Below are 18,338 nucleotides of genomic sequence, written 5' to 3' on the forward strand. Positions count from 1 at the left end.
CATGGCCCGCCACGACACCCGCACGCTGCCTCCGCTGACTCCCCCGCCGCGGCCGGTGGCCGTCGGCGCGCGCGCGACGCCGCCGTGGCCGCATGCGCGGCACGCGCTGCTGCAGCCGCTGCTCGTGGCCCTGGCGGCGGCCATGCCCTGGCACGCCGATGCCCAGACAAGGCCGGCGGCCAATGCCGTGCCGCAGCCAGTGACCAGCGGCTGGCGCGTATTCGGCAACGGTGGCAACGCGCCCCTCATCACACCCAATGCGCGTGGCGGCCAGGACATGACCGTCCAGCAGGCGAGCCAGCGCGCCATCTACAACTGGGCCAGCTTCAACATCGGCGAGGCCAGCTCGGTCACCTTCGACATGGCGCAGTCGGGGTCGAGCGCGCTCAACCGCATCCACGACGCCAACCCGAGCCTGATCTTCGGCAGCCTGAAGGCCACCAACGGCGGCGAGATCGTCCTCTACAACCGCAACGGCATCCTGTTCGGCGGCGGCGCGCAGGTCAATGTGGGCAGCCTCATCGCGACGACACTGAGCCCGCGCGACGACGACTTCAAGAGCGGTTTCTCGGGCAACGTGCTGGGCGGCGACCCGGCCTTCTCCTACCGCTACGACAGCGAGAACTCGGCGGGCCTGTTCTCGAGCAGCTTCGTGCAGGTCGCGCCCGGCGCGCAACTCACGAGCGCCGAGGGCGGGCGCATCTTCCTGTTCGCCAAGCAGGTGAGCAACGCCGGCAACATCAGTTCGCCCGGCGGCCAGGTGGTGCTGGGCGCCGGCGCCGAGGCCTATCTGCGCCTGCCCACGGGCGACACGCTCTATGCCTCCGAGGTCAACCCCAATGTGCCGTCGGTGCGCGGCCTGCTGGTGGACCTGGGCCGGGCCGACCTCGCGGCGGCGGGCGACGGCAGCGTCGCCAACCAGGCGGGCGGCGTCGTCTCGTCGCCGCGCGGCAACGTCACGCTGGTGGGCATGGCCGTGAACCAGTCGGGCCGCGTCAGCGCCACCACCAGCGTGTCGCAGAACGGCTCCATCCTGCTGCTGGCCCAGGGCGGTGCCACGGCCCCCGTCGGCAACACCGGCAACCCCGGCTACAAGCGCGCCCTGCTGAACGGCAATCTCGTGCTCGGCAGCGGCAGCCGCACGGAGATCCTGGCCGACGACAACGGCGCGGACGGCAAGCCGCTGACCTCCGACGACAACTCGACCTTCGTCACATCGCGGCTGCAGCTCAACGGCGCCAACATCACGCTGGAGAGCGGGGCCCAGGTGGTGGCGCCGGGCGCACAGGCGTCGATACGCGCCACCGCCACGCCGGTCTACGTCGCCGCACCCGGCAAGATCGACCCCTTCCAGCCCGACGCCGGGCGGGTGCTGATCGGCGCGGGCGCGGGCATCGACCTCTCGGGCACCACCGACACCACGCTCAGCGCCGGCCGCTTCTTCGTCACGACCGAACTGCTGGGCAGCAACGACCTGGCGGACGCGCCGCTGCAAAAGAGCGGCCTGCTCTACCGCAACAAGGTCACGCTGGATGTGCGCGGCAGCTCGCCCATCCTCGGCAGCCTGGGGGGCTACCGCAGCGCGCTGCAGCGCAGCGCCAGCGAGCGGTTGTCGGTGGGCGGCGAGCTCAGCCTGCTGGCCGGCGAGGCCGTGCTGATGGCCAACGGCGCATCGGTGAACGTCTCGGGAGGCCGCATCAGCTACACCGATGCCGTCGTCAGCCCCACCGTGCTGACGGCCAGCACCGGCAGGACCTACAGCCTCAACGACGCGCCCAAGGACCTGCTCTACACCGGCGTCGCCAACGCCTTCAGCAACGTCAACGGCTGGGACCGCAACGGCGCCTCGGTGGGCTTCGGGCTGCGCTCGCCCGGCCGGGTCGAAGCCGGCTATGTGGCCGGCAGCGCCGGCGGTTCGCTCTTCGTGCTCGCCCCCAACGTCGTGCTGGGCGGCACGCTGCTGGGCAGCACCACGGCCGGCCTGCGGCAGGCCAACGGGGTCGACGCGCTCGCGACGCCGGCCCGGCTGGAGCTGGGCACGAGCTTCCACGGCTATGCGTTCAACGACATCGGCTACCTCGGGGCCGTGCTGGGCTCTCTCAGCATCACCGCGAAGCCGGTCTCGCTGAGCGGCTCAACGTGGGACGGCCTGTTCGCCTCCGCCAGCGCGCCGGCCCCCGCCAGCGGCTGGCAGTCGGCCGTCTCAGCGGCGCAGCTGGAGGCCAGCGGCTTCGGCAGCATCGTCATCAGCACGGTGGGCGACCTGGCGCTGCTGTCGGAGGTCGGGCAGCTCACGCTGCCGAGGCTCGGCAGCCTCGTGCTGAACTCGCAGAAGGGTCAGGTCGCGCTGGCCAGCTCGGTGCGCCTGCCCGGCGGCAGCCTCACCGCGCAGACGCTGCTGACCGGCGACGTGACGGTCGCCAGCGGCGTGACGCTGGATGCCTCCGGCGCCTGGGTCAACGCCCAGCTCGACGGTGCCGGCTCCAGCGCCGGCACGGCGGGCGGCAGCATCACGCTCAATTCGCAGCGCAGCGTGATCGCAGCGGCCGGCGCTGTCCTCGACGTCTCGGGCGGAGCACTGGTGGACACCGGCGGCACGGTGCGCGGCGGCCTCGGCGGCAGCATCATCCTGAGCGCCGGCCTGCCGAGCCTGCAGGGCGATTCCCTCGACCAGTCGCCGCTGCGCCATCTCGCGATCGCCGGGGTCGACCTGCGCGGCTACTCGAGCACCCGTGGTGGCAGCCTGAGCCTGACGGCTCCTTACGTGGACATCGGCAGTTTCTCGACGGCCCTGTCGGTCAACGCCGACGACGCGGCCCAGATGCCGGACGGCCTCAGGCTGTCGACCGACTTCTTCGGCACGGGCGGCTTCTCCAAATACACGCTGGATGGCCGGCGTGCGCTGGCGGTGGAGGCGGGCGCGACGATCGCACCCAACGCCGCGCTGTGGTTGCAGGGGCCAGCGACCCGCGGCATGCCCAGCGGCGCGCTCGCCGGCAAGGCCTTTGCCGGCGTCGGCCTAGCGGCCAACCAGCTGCCGCAGACGGTGAGCCTGGACCTGCGTTCGAGCGGTCTCGGCGTCGACCAGGCCGAAGGCAAACTCAGCGTGGCCGCAGGCAGCCGCTTCGACCTGCAGCCCACGGCCAGCCTCGCGCTGTCGGCCGCCACCAGCATCTATTTCGACGGCCAGGCCCGCGCGCCGGGCGGGCGGATCGCGCTGACCGCCGGCGTCCTCCTCAACGCCGACAGCCAGGTACCCCGATTCCTCTGGCTCGGCGCCGACAGCCGACTGGACGTTGCCGGTACCCTGCAACGCACGCCCACCAGCGACGGCTTGCTGCGCGGGCGTGTGCTCGACGGCGGCTCGGTCAACTTGTCCATCGCCAACGACTTGCGCTCCAGCTTGATTTGGCAGGCTGGCAGCGTCATCGACGCGAGCGGCAATTCCGGCCCGCTCGATGTCTCGCTGCAGAACCAGGGCGGCAACGTGACGCAGCGCCAGACGGTCAGCAGCGCGGGCGGCAGCATCAGCTTCAGCGGCAACGGCCAGATGCTGCTGGAAGGCACGCTGCGCGCCGCCAGCGGCGGCGGGTCGAGCGCGGGAGGCCAGGTGAACGTGGCACTGCTGAGCGGTAGTGCCAGCCTCGTGGGCGTCGCCACGCCGATCGAGCTTGCGCTCACGCAGGCCCCGACGCAGCTCACGGCCACGCTGGACCCGACGCAGCTCCCCAACGCGCTGAACCTGTCGCCACGCGCCTCGATCTCCGCCGCCCAGGTCGCGGCATCGGGCGCGGCCGACTTGGGTCTTTCGACGCAGGACGGCCTCTTCATCGAGAACGGTGTCAACCTCGCGATGCCGCGCCAGCTCGCCATCGATACCCCCTCGCTGCGGCTGGACGGCACGGGCTCCGCCACGCTGGCGGCGACCCAGTTGCAGTGGGGCTTCGCCCAGAAGCCTTCGTTCGGTGACAGTGGCGCGCTGCGGGTGGCCAACGCCAGCGGCGGCAGTGCGCAACTACAGCTCCAGGCGACCGACCTGGTGCTGGGCGAGCGCGTCGTCACCCAGGGCATCGCCACGCTGGGCCTGAGCGCCAGCCAGGACCTGCGCCTGCAGGCGCGGGTGCTGGACAGCCAGAACGCCCTCACCGGCGCCCTGCTCACCCAGGCGGACACGACGATCTCGGCGGCGCAGCTGTATCCCGCGTCGGACACCCGCTTCAGCATCGACGCCAGCGGCCACGCCCTGGCGCTGAACGGCCCGACCGCATCGACAACGCCCGATGCACCGCTGAGCGCCGGCGGCTCGCTCAATCTGCTCGCCAGCACCATCGATGTCTCCGGCACCGTACGCGCGCCGGCCGGCAGCATCGCGCTGACCGCCACGTCCGCCATCCGCGAACACGCCGGCGCCTCGATCTCCGTCAGCTCGGCGGGCCAGACCCTGATCTACGGGCAGTCCGCGAGCGGCCAGTGGTTCTCGCCGCAGCAGGTGGGCGGCAACGGCAGCTCGCTGACCGCGCCATTGGCCAAGAGCATCAGCCTCAGCGCACCGACGGTGGACCTGCAAACCGGCAGCAGCGTCGACCTGCGCGGCGGCGGCCAGCTGCTGGCCTGGCAGTTCATCCCCGGCCCCGGCGGTTCGACGGATGCCTTCTCCGGCAGCGACGGCGCCTTCGCGCTGCTGCCCGGCCTGCATCTGCAGGGCGCGTTCGACTTCACGCTGCAGGGCGCAACGCCGACCCTCGGCAGGCAGCTCGTGATCGGGCAGGGAGGCCCGATTCCCGCCGGCAACTACACGCTGCTGCCGGCGCGCTATGCCATCCTCGACGGTGCCTACCTGGTGCGCCCCGTGTCCGGCGGCACGCCCCTGAGCCTCGGCACCGCGCTCACACAGCCGGACGGCAGCGTCTACGTCGGCGCGCTGCTGGCCGACGCCGGCACCCAGCTGCGCAGCGCCCTGCCCAGCACCTGGTCCGTGCAGACATCGGCCCAGGCCCTCAAGCACTCGGAGATCCGCACCACCACGCTGGACGGCTTCTTCAGCGCCGCAGCACAGCGCGACGGCGCGCCCATCCCCGCGCTCAGTACGGATGCCGGCCGCCTGGTCGTCAGCAGCCAGACGCTCGACCTCGGGCTCACGCTGCAAGGCGCGCCGGGCACAACGCCCCAGCCCTCCGGCGACGCGCTGCCCGGCCGCGGATCGCAGGTCTACCTCGCCGCCTCGGCCATGCAGCTGGGCGGCAGCGCGCCGGATGCCTCGACGCTGCTGCTCGACCCGGCCCAGCTCAACAGCCTGGGCGCCAACCTGCTGGTGCTGGGCGCAACGCCCGGCCCTGCTGCGGCCGATGCGAGCGGGCTCAACGTCACGGCAGCCAGCCTCACGGTGGCGCCAGGCGCGCATCTGCAGGCCAACGATCTCGTGCTGGCCGCGACCGGCACACTGCAGCTCGGCGACGGCGCCCAACTGCAGGCCAAGCCCGACCCTTCCAGGCTCGGCGCGACGTCCATCGGCGACCTGCGCATCACCGGCGACGGCGCCGCGCTGCGCCTGTCCAGCCAGCCCGATGTCGCGTTGCTGCGCAGCCCCACGCTGACGGGCTCCGCGCAACTGGTGCTCGGGCAGAACCTCAAGCTCGATGCCGGCGCCGGCACGCTCACGCTCGACAGCTCCGGCACGGCCGCCGCGGGCAGCGGCCTCGCCGTCAATGCGGCCGCGATGACGCTGGGCGCCCAGCGGCTGGCCGTGGGCAGCGCACGCGATACCACGAGCTGGCTGGTCGACCCCGGCTGGTTCACCGGCCTCGGCGCCAGCAGCAGCCTGACGCTGCGCGGCTACGCCTCCATCGACTTCGGCACCGGCAGCACGCTGGGCAATGCGAACCTGCGCGACCTCGTGCTGGACAGCCCACTGCTTCGGGCCCCGGACAGCGGCGGCGCCAGGCTTGTCGCCAGCCGCATCAGCCTGCTCAACAGCAGCGGGCTGCAGCCGACCGCGAGCCCGACGGCATCCCTGCCCGGCGGCACCCTGTCCGTCGATGCCTCCGGCCTGCTGTCGGTCGCCTCGGGTGCCCAGCGCACGGAGGCCGCGATCACGCAATGGCGGGCCGGCTCCCTGCTTCGTTTCGACGGCGCCAGCAGCGCCAGTTTCAGCGGCGCATTGGAGGTCACGGCGCCCATCGTCGGCAGTGGCTCGGGCGCCGATGCGAACCTGGCCGTGGGTGGCCGCTTCAGCGTTTCCGGAGCCGCCGCCGCCGGCGACGCAGCCGCCGCGCTCAGCCCCTCGGGCCGGCTGCAGGTCAGCGCCAGCGACATCGTGCAGAGCGGCGTGATCGACTTCGCCGCGGGCAGCGTCCAGCTCACCGCCACCACCGGCGACCTCGTGCTGGGCACGGGCTCGCGCGTGTCGGTGCGCGGCACGAGCGTCAAGCTCGGCGACACCTCCGTCGACCTTCCCGCCGGTGCGCTCACGATGCAGAGCAACAGCGGCTCGGTCATGTTGAACAGCGGCGCGGTCCTCGACGTGTCCGGTGCCGGCCTGGGCGACGCCGGCGGGCTCTCGATCTCCGCACCGCAAGGCCGCATCACTACCGCTGGCGACCTGCACGGCACGGCGGCTGCGGGCGCGCAAAGCGCCAGCCTCACGCTAGACGGCGCCATCGCCACGGACCTCGGCCAGCTCGCCGCGCAGATCGCTGCCGGCGGCAGCAACAACTTCGGCAACTCGCTCTACATCCGCAACCGCCAGGGCGATCAGCAGGTCGCGTCCGGCACCACGCTGGCCGCGAAACAGATCACGCTGGTCAGCGACCAGGGTGGCTTGCAGGTGGCCGGCACCCTCGACACCCGCGCCGGCGCCTCGGGCCGCCTGACCCTGGCCGCCGGCGGCGACCTGACCCTGCAGCCCGGCGCCCGCCTGCTGGCCAGCGCCGACGCGAACGGCCGCGGCGGCAGCGCCGAACTGAGCAGCACCTCGGGGCTGCTGAGCCTGCTGCCGACCTCGGTGATCGACCTCGGCAGCGGGCCCGCCGGCAGCGCCGCGAGCGCTGTCCTGACCCTGCGCGCCACGCGGACCGGCCTGGCGGTCGATGGCAGCGGCGCCGGCAGCGATGTGCGCATCGCGCCCGTCGGGTCCGACCTGCTCGGCATCGGCTTCGTCGACGTGCAGGCCGTCAAGGTCTACAGCGGCGTCACCCAGATCGTGGCCGGAGCCACGCCCACACCGGCGCCAACGGCTGCACCCACACCCGCTCCCACGCCGGCGCCAACCGCAGCACCCACACCCGCTCCCACGCCGGCGCCAACCGCAGCACCCACACCTGCTCCCACGCCGGCGCCAACCGCAGCACCCACACCTGCTCCCACGCCGGCGCCAACCGCAGCACCCACACCGGCTCCCACGCCGGTACCAACCGCAGCACCCACACCGGCTCCCACGCCGGCACCAACCGCTGCGCCCACGCCCGCTCCCACGCCGGCACCAACCGCTGCGCCCACGCCCGCTCCCACGCCGGCACCAACCGCTGCGCCCACGCCCGCTCCTACGCCGGCACCAACCGCTGCGCCCACGCCCGCGCCCACACCGGCGCCAACCGCTGCGCCCACGCCGGCACCAACTGCAGCGCCCACACCCGCGCCAACCGCAGCACCCACGCCTGCTCCGACGCCGGCCCCCACGACGCCATCGGCCGGCAACGGCAATAGCAGCACCCGCACGACGCTGCCGCCCCCTCCACCCGTCTCGGCGCCTGCCGCAGCACCGGCCAGCGCCGGCGCGCTCGCGAAAACGGCCGATGCCACCGCGCCCTCCGCACCGTCCGCAGGCAACGGCAACGACACGACACGCACGACATTGCCGCCGGCACCTCCGCTCGCATCGACAGGCAACGCGCCTTCGCCCAGCCCGGCGCCAACGACAGCGCCCACGCTGGCGCCGACACTCGCACCGACGCCCGCGCCCGCGCCGACCGTGCTGGGCATCCAGTCGCTGGACGCCGAGAGCCGAAGCTTCGTCAACGCGGCCGCGGAGAACATCGCCAACCGGCTGATGCAGGGCCAGGCCGCCCTGCTGCCGCTCACGCGCGTTCGCCCGCTCGTCGAGATCCGCTCCACCGGCGACCTGACGCTGGCCACCGACTGGAACCTGCCACTGCTGCTGGCCGGTGACCGCGCTGTGACGCCCCACGCCGCGGAAACCGCCGTCACGCTGCGCGCGGCCGGCTCCCTGTTCGTCAAGTACGGCCTGAGCAGCGGCTTCGCCCCGTCCCAGGCCAGTACGGCGGGCAATCTGGACACCTGGGTCGCGAGCAGCGGCCTGGCCGGCAGCCTTCACCTCGTCGCCGGCGCCGACATCGGGTCGGCCGATGCGCTCGCCGTCCGCCCGGACGCACCGACCGCGCAGCTGAGCATCGGCCGCGCATCGACCGGCACGGCCATGCCTACCGTGACGGTGCGCAGCACCACCGGATCCCTGCAGCTCGCCTCCTCGGGTGACGTGACGCTGACCAACATCGGCGCCAAGGTCTACACGACCGGCATCCCGGTATCCGACCAGGATTCCCTGGGGCTCCTGCCGGCCGCGCCTCCGTCGCCCACGGCTGCGCCGACACCCGCCCCCACGCCGGCCCCCACGGCCGCGCCGACGCCTGCCCCCACTCCGGCTCCCACGGCCGCGCCGACACCGGCCCCCACGCCAGCCCCCACAGCCGCGCCGACGCCTGCCCCCACACCGGCTCCCACGGCCGCACCGACACCGGCCCCCACGCCAGCCCCCACAGCCGCGCCGACGCCTGCCCCCACACCGGCTCCCACGGCCGCACCGACACCGGCCCCCACGCCATCCCCCACAGCCGCGCCGACGCCTGCCCCCACACCGGCTCCCACGGCTGCGCCGACACCAGCTCCCACGCCCGCACCTACACCCGCTCCGACGCCGGCGCCCACGACGCCATCGGACGGCAACGGCAACAACACCACTCGCACGACCCTGCCGCCACCGCCCCCCGTCGCGGCACCGGCTGCAGCGCCAGCCAGCGCCGGCGCGCTCGCGAAAACGGCCGATGCCTCCGCGCCCTCCGCACCGTCCGCAGGCAACGGCAACGGCACGACGCGCACGACCCTGCCGCCAGCACCTCCGCTCGCTTCGACAGGCAACGCGCCATCGCCCAGCCCGGCACCCACGGCAGCACCGACGCCAGCTCCGACATTTGCGCCGACAGCCGCACCGACACCGGCCCCCACCCCCGCGCCAACCCCAGCACCGACGCCCGCGCCCACCAGCGACCCGCTGCCGGTGGCGCAGCTGGGCATCCCGCTGAGCGCCCTCAATGCCAACCTGCAGGTCGCCGGCCGCAGCCCCTTCCTGCAGGCGGGCGGCCGGGTCGAGGTGAACGCCGGGCGCGACCTGCGCGGTGCCACGCTGGGCACGACGCAGCGCGACGTCACGCAATGGTGGTGGCGGGCCGGGCTTTCGCCGAGCGTGCCCACCGCCTGGTGGTCGCGCGTCGATCTCTTCAGCCAGGGCATCGCCACCTTCGGCGGCGGCGACATCACGCTGCGCGCCGGTCGCGACGCGATCCAGGTGCATGCATCGGCCGCGAGCAACGGCTGGCGCGGCGTGCCCACCGATTCGTCGGGCACGGCGACCACCGCCTTCACCCGGGGCGGTGGCAGCGTGAGCCTGCAGGCCGGCCGCGACGTGCTGGCCGGGCGGCTCTTCGCCAGCCAGGGTGAGCTCGACGTCAGCTCGGGGCGCCGCATCGGCAGCGACACGACGGCCGGCGTCACGACGGAAGACGCACGGCTGCAGCTGCTGTACGGCAGCACCCGCGTGCAGGTGCAGGCCGCGACGGACATCGACATCGCCGCAGTGCGCAGCGCGGCACTGGCTGCGCCATCGGCCCTGTCCGGGGCCAACAACACGCTGGGCCGCCTGGTGCTCGGCGGCCTCGACACCAAGGCCGCGCTGAGCATGCTCAGCGCGGCCGGCGATGTGCGTGTGCGCAGCGAGATCGGCCGCCGCGACGGCACCACGGACGCACTCGACCTGCAGATGCCCGGCATGGTGCAGATCACCGCGGCGGACGGCAGCATCAATCTCGAACAACCGCTCACGCAGAACCCCAGCGGCAATGCGGGCACGGTGCTGCTGGCGCAGTCCGGCATCACGCTCTCCAACGTCGCGGTGGGCTCGCTCGGGCCTGCGCTCGAGATCGGCGCCTACGTGCGAGGGGCCTATCTGGCGGCCGTCAGCAATGCCTACCAGGGCTATGTCGCGCCGGCCCGTGTGCCCGACATGGGCGCCACGGCCGCGGCGCCGGCCACGCCGGTGCTGGACGCCAGCGACCGCAGTCCGGTGCGGGTGGCCGCCGTGCAGGGCGACGTCACGCTGACGAACACCTTCTATTCCGCGCGCCCCGTCGACATCGAGGCGGGCCGGGACATCGTCTTCAGCGGCACCACGGCCACGGTGAACGTTCAGCACCAGGACCGCAGGCTCGACAACCCGGCCGCGCCCACCCCGGTCAGCGAGCTGTCGCTGCTCAAGGCCGGCCGCGACATCACGAATCTCAGCATCGACGTGGCCGGCCCCGGCGACCTCGTGCTGATGGCGGGCCGCGACATCGTGCTCGACACCGGCACCAAGTCCGGCGTGGTCGCATCGGGAAGCGTCAACAACAGCACCCTGCTGCCCAGCCAGGGCGCCAACATCACCGTGGTGGCCGGGCTGCGGGCCGACGATGCCGACTATCGCAACGCGGAACTGCAGGGCTTCCAGCTGCTGGGCGTGAGCGGCTGGCAAGGCCGGCTCGGCACGCTCTACCGGGCCGTGGGCGGCACGGGCGACGCGGCGGGCTTCGCGGCCCTGCCCGTGGCGGGCCAGCTCGACGCGGTAAGCGCCCTGCTCGGCAGCGCGGCCTACCAGGCCGGCATCGGCAACTATGTCCGCGCCCTGCCCGCGCGCGCCGACGCCGGCGACCAGAGCCTGCGCATCGCCGCCCTGCTGGGCAAGCCGGCGGGCGACCCGGCGGTTGCGGCCTATGCCAAGGCGGTCGGCAAGCTCACGCTGCCGGCCTGGAGTGAACTCAGCGTCGCGCAGGCCGCGCAGGCTTTCGCGGGCCTGCCCGAGGGGCAACGGGCCGGCGCCGTCACGGCCTTGCTGCTGCCGCGCCTCGCCGCATTGCCCGCGGCGACCCGCCAGCAGGTGCTGCTCGACGCCGCCAGGCCGGAGCAGCTCAAGGCCCTGGGCGACTACGTCCGGCAGGTGACCTCGCAGCCGCAGCTGTCCGACGCCGATGCACTCGCGGCCTTCGATGGCCTGCCCCTCGCGCGCCAGGTGCCCTGGTTGAACCGCCAGTTGGTGAGCGAGCTGCGCAGCGCCGGCCGCGCGGCGGCCGCGCTCGACGGCGACGCACGCTGGCAGGCCTACGCCAGCGGCTACCTGGCGGTGAACACCGTCTTCCCGCTGGACGGGCTGCCGCAACGCCCGAGCGGCGACCTGCTGCTGCCGGCCAGCCAGATCAAGACCGTGCAACAGGCGGACATCACGCTGCTCGCACCAGGCGGAGGCGCCAACGCCGGCGAAGTGGTGGCAAGCGGCATCGCCAGGTCGCCCAGCCAGCTGGGCATCGTCACGGTCAATGGCGGCAACATCTCGGCGCTCGTGCGGGACGACTTCGCGGTCAACCAGTCACGGGTGTTCACGCTGGCCAAGGGCGACCTGCTGCTGTTCTCCGAAGCCGGCAGCATCGACGCCGGCCGCGGTGCCAAGACCGTCGTCGGCGCGCCGGCCCCCGTCCTGCGCCTGGACAACCAGGGACGGCTCGTCTTCGACACGTCGGGCTCGTTCAGCGGGTCGGGCATCGCGGTGCTCAACGCCACGAGTGACCTCGACCTCTATGCGCCGGCCGGCGACATCAATGCCGGCGAGGCGGGCATCCGCTCCAAGGGCAATGCCTTCCTGGCTGCCGAACGGGTGGTCAACGCCATCGACATCCAGGTCGGCGGCAAGGTGACAGGCGGAGGCAAGGTTGATGCCGCACCGACTGTCATTTCAGCGCCGCCCAATACCGCCCAGACGCAGACCAATGCAGGCCTCACCGGTGGAGACGCCGAGGACGACAACAGAAAGAAGCGCCGCCGCCGCCGCAACCTGCTGCTGGAGTTCCTGGGCTTCGGCAGCTCCTGATTTCCCGAGAGACCACACCATGCGCAAAGCACTCACCGCACTTCTCCTGGCCGCGCTGCTGCCGGCCACCGCCCACGCCTGGTGGAACGCCGACTGGAGCGAGCGCGCCAGGATCACGCTGAACACCTCGGCCCAGGGCCTGGAGACCAAGGAGGCCGCCAGCGGTGTGGCGGTGGCCGTGCGCCTGCACAGCGGCAACTTCGACTTCACGGCCGCCAAGGAGGACGGCAGCGACCTGCGCGTCGTGGCCGGCGACGACAAGACGCCGCTGAAGTTCAGCATCGAGCGCTTCGACGCGGTCAACGAGCTGGCCGTGTTGTGGGTGCAGCTGCCCAGCGTGCTGCCGGGCACGGACAAGAACGTCTTCTATGTCTACGGCGGCAATGGCAAGGCGGCGGCGGAAGGCGATGCGAACGGCTTCGATGCCGCCACGGTCATCGCGCTGCACTTCAGCGACAAGCCGGCCGGCGGCGACCAGCTCGGCGCCGTGAAGCCGCAGGGCACGCTGGTGACCGAGCCCAACGGCCTGCTGGCCGCAAGCGCCAAGCTGACGGGCGAGGCCATCGTCTATGCGCTGTCCGACAAGCCCGTGGTGGACGCCGGCAACCAGCTCACGGCCAGCCTGTGGGTCAAGCTCGACGATGTGCAGCGCGCGACGCTGCTGAACTGGGGCGGGCTGACGCTGAGTCTGAACGGCGGCAAGCTGGTGGTGCACGCCGACAAGGCCGAGGTCGGCGGCGGCGAGGTACCGGTGGCGCGCTGGACCCAGGTCGCCGTGCGCCTGGGCCTGGGCAAGGCGACGCTGTTCGTCAACGGCGCCCAGGTGGCGCAGGGCGATCTTGCGACGCCGGCGCTGGGCAGCAGCCTGCGCCTGGGCGAAGGCGCGCGCGGCCTGATGGACGAGGTGCAGGTGGCCGCCGCGCTGCGCAGTGCCGACTGGATCGCCGTGGCCGCCGGCGCCCAGGGCGCCGAGAGCAAGCTCGTGGCCTCGGCGCGCGAGGCCAAGGACAGCGCCGAGGCCGAGGGCGAGAGCCACGGCTATATGGGCATCCTGATCAAGAACCTCACGCCGGACGCCTGGGCGGTGATCCTCATCCTCGCCGTGATGTTCGCCATCGCGGCGTGGGTGATGGTCAGCAAGGGCCTGCTCGTGAACAAGGTGGCCAGGGCCAACCGCAGCTTCGTGCTGCGCTTTCGCGAGGCGAGCGACGAGCTGCTGAAGCTGGAGCAGCACGCGCCGCATCCCGCTTCGCCCATCTACCGCCTCTACCAGGCCGGCGTGCGCGAGCTGGCCAAGCGCAAGGTCGGCGAGGAAGGCGCCAAGCCGCTGTCGGGCGCGTCGCTGGATGCGGTGAAGGCCTCGGTGGATGCCGACTATGTGCGCGAGAACGCGCAGCTCAATTCCGGCATGGTGCTGCTGACCATCGCGATCTCGGGCGGCCCCTTCCTCGGGCTGCTGGGCACGGTGGTGGGCGTGATGATCACCTTCGCCGCCATCGCCGCGGCGGGCGACGTGAACGTGAACGCCATCGCGCCGGGCATTGCGGCGGCGCTGCTCGCGACCGTGGCCGGCCTGGGCGTCGCCATCCCCGCGCTGTTTGGCTACAACTACCTGGCGTCGCAGATCAAGAACGCGACGTCGGACATGCAGATCTTCATCGACGAGTTCATCACTCGGGTCGCTGAACTCTACGGCTCAAGGTGATGAAGCCCCTCGTCCAAGGAGTACCTTGGCCGGTCCCCCGCGGGGACGGCGATGCCTGCGGCGTTGAGCCGCAGGCACATCGCCATGGCGGGCCGGCTTGGGAGCGGCCCGGCGCTCGGCCCGCGGGAAGGAGCCATCGCCATGGCCGGTGACGTCAAGTCAGACAACCAGCCCTACGACGACATCAACATCACGCCGATGTTGGACCTCGCCTATGTGCTGCTGGTGACCTTCATCATCCTGACGACCGCGTCGGTACAGGGCGTGAAGGTGAAGTCGCCCGAAACGCAGGCGGCCAACAACCTCGCCAAGCCGCAGACCCGCGCCATCACGATCACGGCGGACGGCGGCGTCTACCTGGACGCCTACCCGGTGGACATGGAGCAACTGCGCACCTCTCTGGCTCAGTACAAGTCGGCGAACCCGGCACTGCCCGTCGTGCTGAAGGCTGACGCGAGCGCGCAGTACGAGAAGGTGATGCAGGTGCTGGAAGTCGCCAAGAAGCTGGACATCACCGAGATTGGGCTCGTCACCAAACGAGCCGCCGTGGAGTGAGGCCATGCAAGTCAACCAGGACGCCAAACCCTACGACACCATCAACGTGACGCCGATGCTCGATCTCGCCTACGTGCTGCTCGTCGTCTTCATCCTGATGACGACCGCCTCGGTGCAGGGCCTCGGCATCACGATGCCCAAGCCCAGCAACAAGCCCAGCACCGAGAAGCACGAGCTGAAGATCGTGCAGGTGATGCCCGACGGCGGCGTGCTGCTGAACGGCGTGGGCGTCAGCTTCCCGGAACTGGAGACCCAGCTCAACGCCGCCAAGCAGCGCGACGCGCAGATGTCCGTCGCGATCAAGGGCGATGCGCGCACGCAGTACGCCAGCGTCGTCGCCGTCATCGACCTGTGCAACAAGCTGCAGGTCAACATGGGCCTGGTGACGAGCCGGATCGGGACCTGACGATGAAGCCCCTCCATCTCAAGCTCCTCGCCGCCGTCGGTTTCGTGCTACTGGCCTTCACGGCGTGGTGGGGCGTCACCCACATGAAGGCCGAGGCGCCCAGGCGCCAGGTCGCCAAGATCTCCATCCTGCCCGACACGCCGCCGCCTCCTCCTCCGCCCAAGGAGGAGAAGAAGCCCGAGCCGCCGAAGGAAGAGCCCAAGCAGCTCATCCGCGAGGAGCAGATCAAGCAGGTCGAGGCGCCCAAGCCGGCCGAGGCGATCAAGATGGAAGGCGCGGCCGGCGACGGGCCGAGCGCCTTCGGCGCGGGTAGCGTCAACAGGGACTACGCCGGGGGCTCGCCGGGCACGGGCTCCGGTGGCCCGGCCGGCACGGCTTCGGACCGTGCGCAGGAGCGCTTCTATGCCAACACCGCCCGCCAGCTGCTGCAGGGCGAGATCGAGAAGCATCTGAAGGCCGACGCCGACCAGCTGACCGCGACCTTCGCGATCTGGCTGGACAAGGACGGCGGCATCCAGCGCTTCGAGTTGTCCCCCAGCGGCAACGACGGCAACGACAGCGCCATGCGCGCCGCGCTCGACGAGACCCGCCGTCAGTTCAAGCTGCCGCCGCCGCCCGCCTTGGCCTTGTCCCAACCCATGCGCTTTCGCCTGAACGTGCGACCGCAAGCCTGACCTCCGACCCCATGAAACCCATCCTCACGCTGCTGCTCGCCAGCCTCATCGCGACCTCCGTCCAGGCCCAGACGGCTCCGGCCTCCGACAAGGAGGAACTCGCCCGCCTGCGCGCGACAACCCAGGCCCTGATCGACGCACTCGTGGCCCAGGGCCTGCTGACGCGCGACAAGGCCGAGGCCATCCTGAAGCAGGCCCAGGCCACGGCCGCCGCGCCGGCCCCTCAACCGCAGGCCGATGCCGCGGCGCCCAAGGTGCTGCGCATCCCTTATGTGCCCGAGACGGTGCGCGCGCAGATGCGCGACGAGATCAAGGCCGAGGTGCTGGCCCAGGCCAAGAGCGAGCGCTGGGGCCAGCCCGATGCGCTGCCCGAATGGATAGACCGCATCCAGGTTGGCGGCGACCTGCGTGTGCGCGGCCAGAGCGAGTTCTTCGACAAGGGCAATGTGCCGGCCGAGGTCTACCGCGCGCAGACGGCCTCGCCGGCCTGGTCGCCCGACCTCGTGAACACGACGACCGACCGGCAGCGCCTGACGCTGCGCGGCCGCCTGGAAGTGAACGCCAGGCTCAGCGACGAGGTGCAGGCCGGCCTGCGCATCGCGACCGGCAGCACCGGCAGCAGCGCCACGTCCACGTCGCAGACCCTGGGCAATGACTTCAACCGCTACACGCTGGGCCTGGACCGCGCCTACATCCGCTGGCAGCCGGACGTGCTCGGCAAGGGCCTGTCCGCCGATTTCGGCCGCATGCCCAACCCCTTCTACGGCACCGACCTGGCCTGGCCCGAGGACCTCGCCTTCGACGGCGTGGCGGCGCGGCTCAGCCATTCGTTCAAGCCCGAGCGCTCAGTGTTCGCGACGGCCGGCGTCTTCCCGCTGGAGGAGCTGCAGCTGAGCACCAAGGACAAATGGCTGCTCGGCGCCCAGCTCGGCGGCGAGCTCGACCTCGCCCGCGGCGTGCAGTTCAAGCTGGGCCTGGCGGCCTACGACTTCCGCCATATGCAGGGCCAGCGCGAGACCGACCCGCCGCCCAGCGGGCCGCGCAGCGGCGCGACGAACTACTTCGCGTCGCAGTATTCGAGCGGCCTGCGCCTGAAGGGCAACACGCTGATCAACATCAACGACCCCAGCAGCACGGCCGCGCCGACCTGGGGCCTGGCGTCCAAGTTCCGCCCGCTCGACCTGACCCTGGGCCTGCAGCTGGACGGCGTGCTGCCCGTGCCCGTCGGCATGACGCTGGACCTGATCAAGAACACCGGCTTCGACATCAAGGACATCGAGGCCCGCGCCGGCGTGCCGCTGCCCGACCTGAAGGAGAAGACCAATGCCGCCCAGGCCCGCATCCAGGTCGGCGCCAACAAGCTCGCCCGCCGCGGCGACTGGCAGGCCTTCGCGGCCTGGCGCCTGGTGCAGCGCGATGCCTGGGTCGACGGCTTCACCGACACCACCTGGCACCTCGGCGGCACCAACTACAAGGGCTGGAGCCTGGGTGCCAGCTATGGCCTGGACCGCAACTTCTGGCTCAGCGGCCGCTGGACCAGCACCCGCAACCTCGACGACGGCGTGCGCTTCCTGGCGGTGCCGAGCGACCCGACCTCGGTCAGCGGCAACCTGAGCAGCGCACCCTTGAAGATCGACGTCTTCCAGTTCGACCTGAATGCGAGGTTCTGACGATGAAGCGCACTGCCATCGCCCTGCTCGTCGTCGCCGCGCTCACGGCCCACGCCGAGGATGCCAAGCCCTCCAGGGAGCGCGAGGCGCTGCGCCGCGCCCAGGCCGCGCTGCGTGCCGCCCAGGAGCAGCAGTCCACGCTGCAGGCCGACAAGGCCAGGGCCGAGGCCGATGCGGCCACGGCGCACAAGGACGCCACCGCCGCCCGCGCCCAGATTGCCGGCGGCGCCGCCCGCCTCAAGGCCCGCGAGGCCGAGCTGGACGCACTGCGCGCGCAGCTGCAGACCGCCAAGGACGCGCAGCAGCAGGCCGAGGCCCAGGCCGCCGAGCGCGAGCAGGCGCTGCAGAAGCAGCTGCTCGCCGCCCGGCAGGAGGGTGGCGCCCGCCAGCAGGCCAACCAGTCGCTGGTGCAGCTGCTGGAACGCAGCACCGCGGCCCTCGCCGACGCCGAGGCCAGGAACCACCAGCTCTACGCACTGGGCCAGCAGCTGGTGCAGCTCTACACCGGCCGCTCCAGGCTGGACACGGCGCTGCAGCAGGACCCGGTGCTGGGCCTGACGGCCGTGCGCTTCGAGGACCAGGCCGAGAAGCTGCGCGCCGAGCTGGCAGCGCAACGCGTCGCCGGCCGCTAGAGGACGCCCAGCATCAAGGTCTCCTTGACCTCTTCCATCACCACATAGCTGTGGGACTGGGCCGGCACGGGGATCTTCTTCAGGATCTTGCCGAGCAGCTGGCGGTAGTCGTTCATCTGCCCCAGCCGCGCCTTCACGAGGTAGTCGAAACCGCCGGACACAAGGTGGCATTCCAGCACCTCGGGCACAAGCTGCAGCTCGCGCTTGACCTGGGCAAAGATGTCCTCGGACTTGGTGGACAGCGTCAGCTCCACGAACACCAGCAGCGACCGCCCCAGCGCATGCGGGTCCACGCGTGCGTGGTAACCCGTGATGACGCCCGAGCGCTCCAGCCGGCGCACGCGCTCGGTGCAGGGCGAAGCGGACAGGCCGATGCGCTCCGACAACTCGGTGATGGGCAGACGGCCCTCGCGCTGCAGGATGTCCAGGATCTTCAGGTCGATGCGGTCGAGTTCCTGCATTTTTCACTTCCAGGCCGTGGCGACGGCCGGATTGTCTCCACACATTCACCC

The 18,338-nt window shown here is 71.8% G+C and carries 8 protein-coding genes; 7 read left to right on the forward strand and 1 reads right to left on the reverse strand.

What is annotated here, in order from left to right:
• The first annotated feature begins 1 nt into the window (after nt 1).
• The 7 genes from EV671_RS12945 (at nt 2) to EV671_RS12975 (ending at nt 17,826) form a co-directional block, all read left to right on the forward strand.
• On the forward strand, nt 2–12,184 hold the full coding sequence (locus EV671_RS12945; protein ID WP_132571929.1) for a filamentous haemagglutinin family protein: 12,183 nt from the start codon (nt 2–4) through the stop codon (nt 12,182–12,184).
• Between the two features lie 19 nt (nt 12,185–12,203).
• On the forward strand, nt 12,204–13,889 hold the full coding sequence (locus tag EV671_RS12950; protein WP_132571932.1) for a DUF2341 domain-containing protein: 1,686 nt from the start codon (nt 12,204–12,206) through the stop codon (nt 13,887–13,889).
• 141 nt (nt 13,890–14,030) lie between these two features.
• The gene (locus tag EV671_RS12955; protein ID WP_132571935.1) at nt 14,031–14,444 is read left to right on the forward strand and encodes an ExbD/TolR family protein; all 414 of its coding nucleotides are present in this window, start codon (nt 14,031–14,033) and stop codon (nt 14,442–14,444) included.
• Nucleotides 14,445–14,448: 4 nt separating this feature from the next.
• Complete coding sequence (locus tag EV671_RS12960; protein ID WP_132571937.1) at nt 14,449–14,850, forward strand: ExbD/TolR family protein; 402 nt, start codon at nt 14,449–14,451, stop codon at nt 14,848–14,850.
• Nucleotides 14,851–14,852: 2 nt separating this feature from the next.
• The gene (locus EV671_RS12965; RefSeq protein ID WP_132571940.1) at nt 14,853–15,524 is read left to right on the forward strand and encodes a TonB C-terminal domain-containing protein; all 672 of its coding nucleotides are present in this window, start codon (nt 14,853–14,855) and stop codon (nt 15,522–15,524) included.
• An 11-nt stretch (nt 15,525–15,535) separates the two neighbouring features.
• Complete coding sequence (locus EV671_RS12970; protein WP_132571943.1) at nt 15,536–17,194, forward strand: putative porin; 1,659 nt, start codon at nt 15,536–15,538, stop codon at nt 17,192–17,194.
• 2 nt (nt 17,195–17,196) lie between these two features.
• A complete protein-coding gene (locus tag EV671_RS12975; RefSeq protein WP_132571946.1) occupies nt 17,197–17,826 on the forward strand; it encodes a coiled-coil domain-containing protein in 630 nt (209 codons plus the stop codon).
• Here the strand turns inward: EV671_RS12975 and EV671_RS12980 are convergent.
• Nucleotides 17,823–18,287 carry a winged helix-turn-helix transcriptional regulator gene (locus EV671_RS12980; RefSeq protein WP_132571949.1) on the reverse strand — a complete coding sequence of 155 codons (465 nt, stop codon included), beginning with the start codon at nt 18,285–18,287 and terminating at the stop codon, nt 17,823–17,825. The two genes, EV671_RS12975 and EV671_RS12980, sit on opposite strands and share 4 nt — an antisense overlap.
• Nucleotides 18,288–18,338: the final 51 nt, after the last annotated feature.

Source organism: Roseateles saccharophilus (genome assembly GCF_004342485.1).
GTDB classification, from domain to species: domain Bacteria; phylum Pseudomonadota; class Gammaproteobacteria; order Burkholderiales; family Burkholderiaceae_C; genus Pelomonas; species Pelomonas saccharophila.

Excerpts from the sequence above, each read along its gene's own strand:
- EV671_RS12960 (WP_132571937.1), top strand. The coding sequence starts at position 14,449 with ATGCAAGTCAACCAGGACGCCAAACCCTACGACACCATCAACGTGACG.
- EV671_RS12980 (WP_132571949.1), bottom strand. The coding sequence starts at position 18,287 with ATGCAGGAACTCGACCGCATCGACCTGAAGATCCTGGACATCCTGCAG.
- EV671_RS12945 (WP_132571929.1), top strand. The coding sequence starts at position 2 with ATGGCCCGCCACGACACCCGCACGCTGCCTCCGCTGACTCCCCCGCCG.
- EV671_RS12970 (WP_132571943.1), top strand. The coding sequence starts at position 15,536 with ATGAAACCCATCCTCACGCTGCTGCTCGCCAGCCTCATCGCGACCTCC.
- EV671_RS12950 (WP_132571932.1), top strand. The coding sequence starts at position 12,204 with ATGCGCAAAGCACTCACCGCACTTCTCCTGGCCGCGCTGCTGCCGGCC.
- EV671_RS12975 (WP_132571946.1), top strand. The coding sequence starts at position 17,197 with ATGAAGCGCACTGCCATCGCCCTGCTCGTCGTCGCCGCGCTCACGGCC.
- EV671_RS12955 (WP_132571935.1), top strand. The coding sequence starts at position 14,031 with ATGGCCGGTGACGTCAAGTCAGACAACCAGCCCTACGACGACATCAAC.
- EV671_RS12965 (WP_132571940.1), top strand. The coding sequence starts at position 14,853 with ATGAAGCCCCTCCATCTCAAGCTCCTCGCCGCCGTCGGTTTCGTGCTA.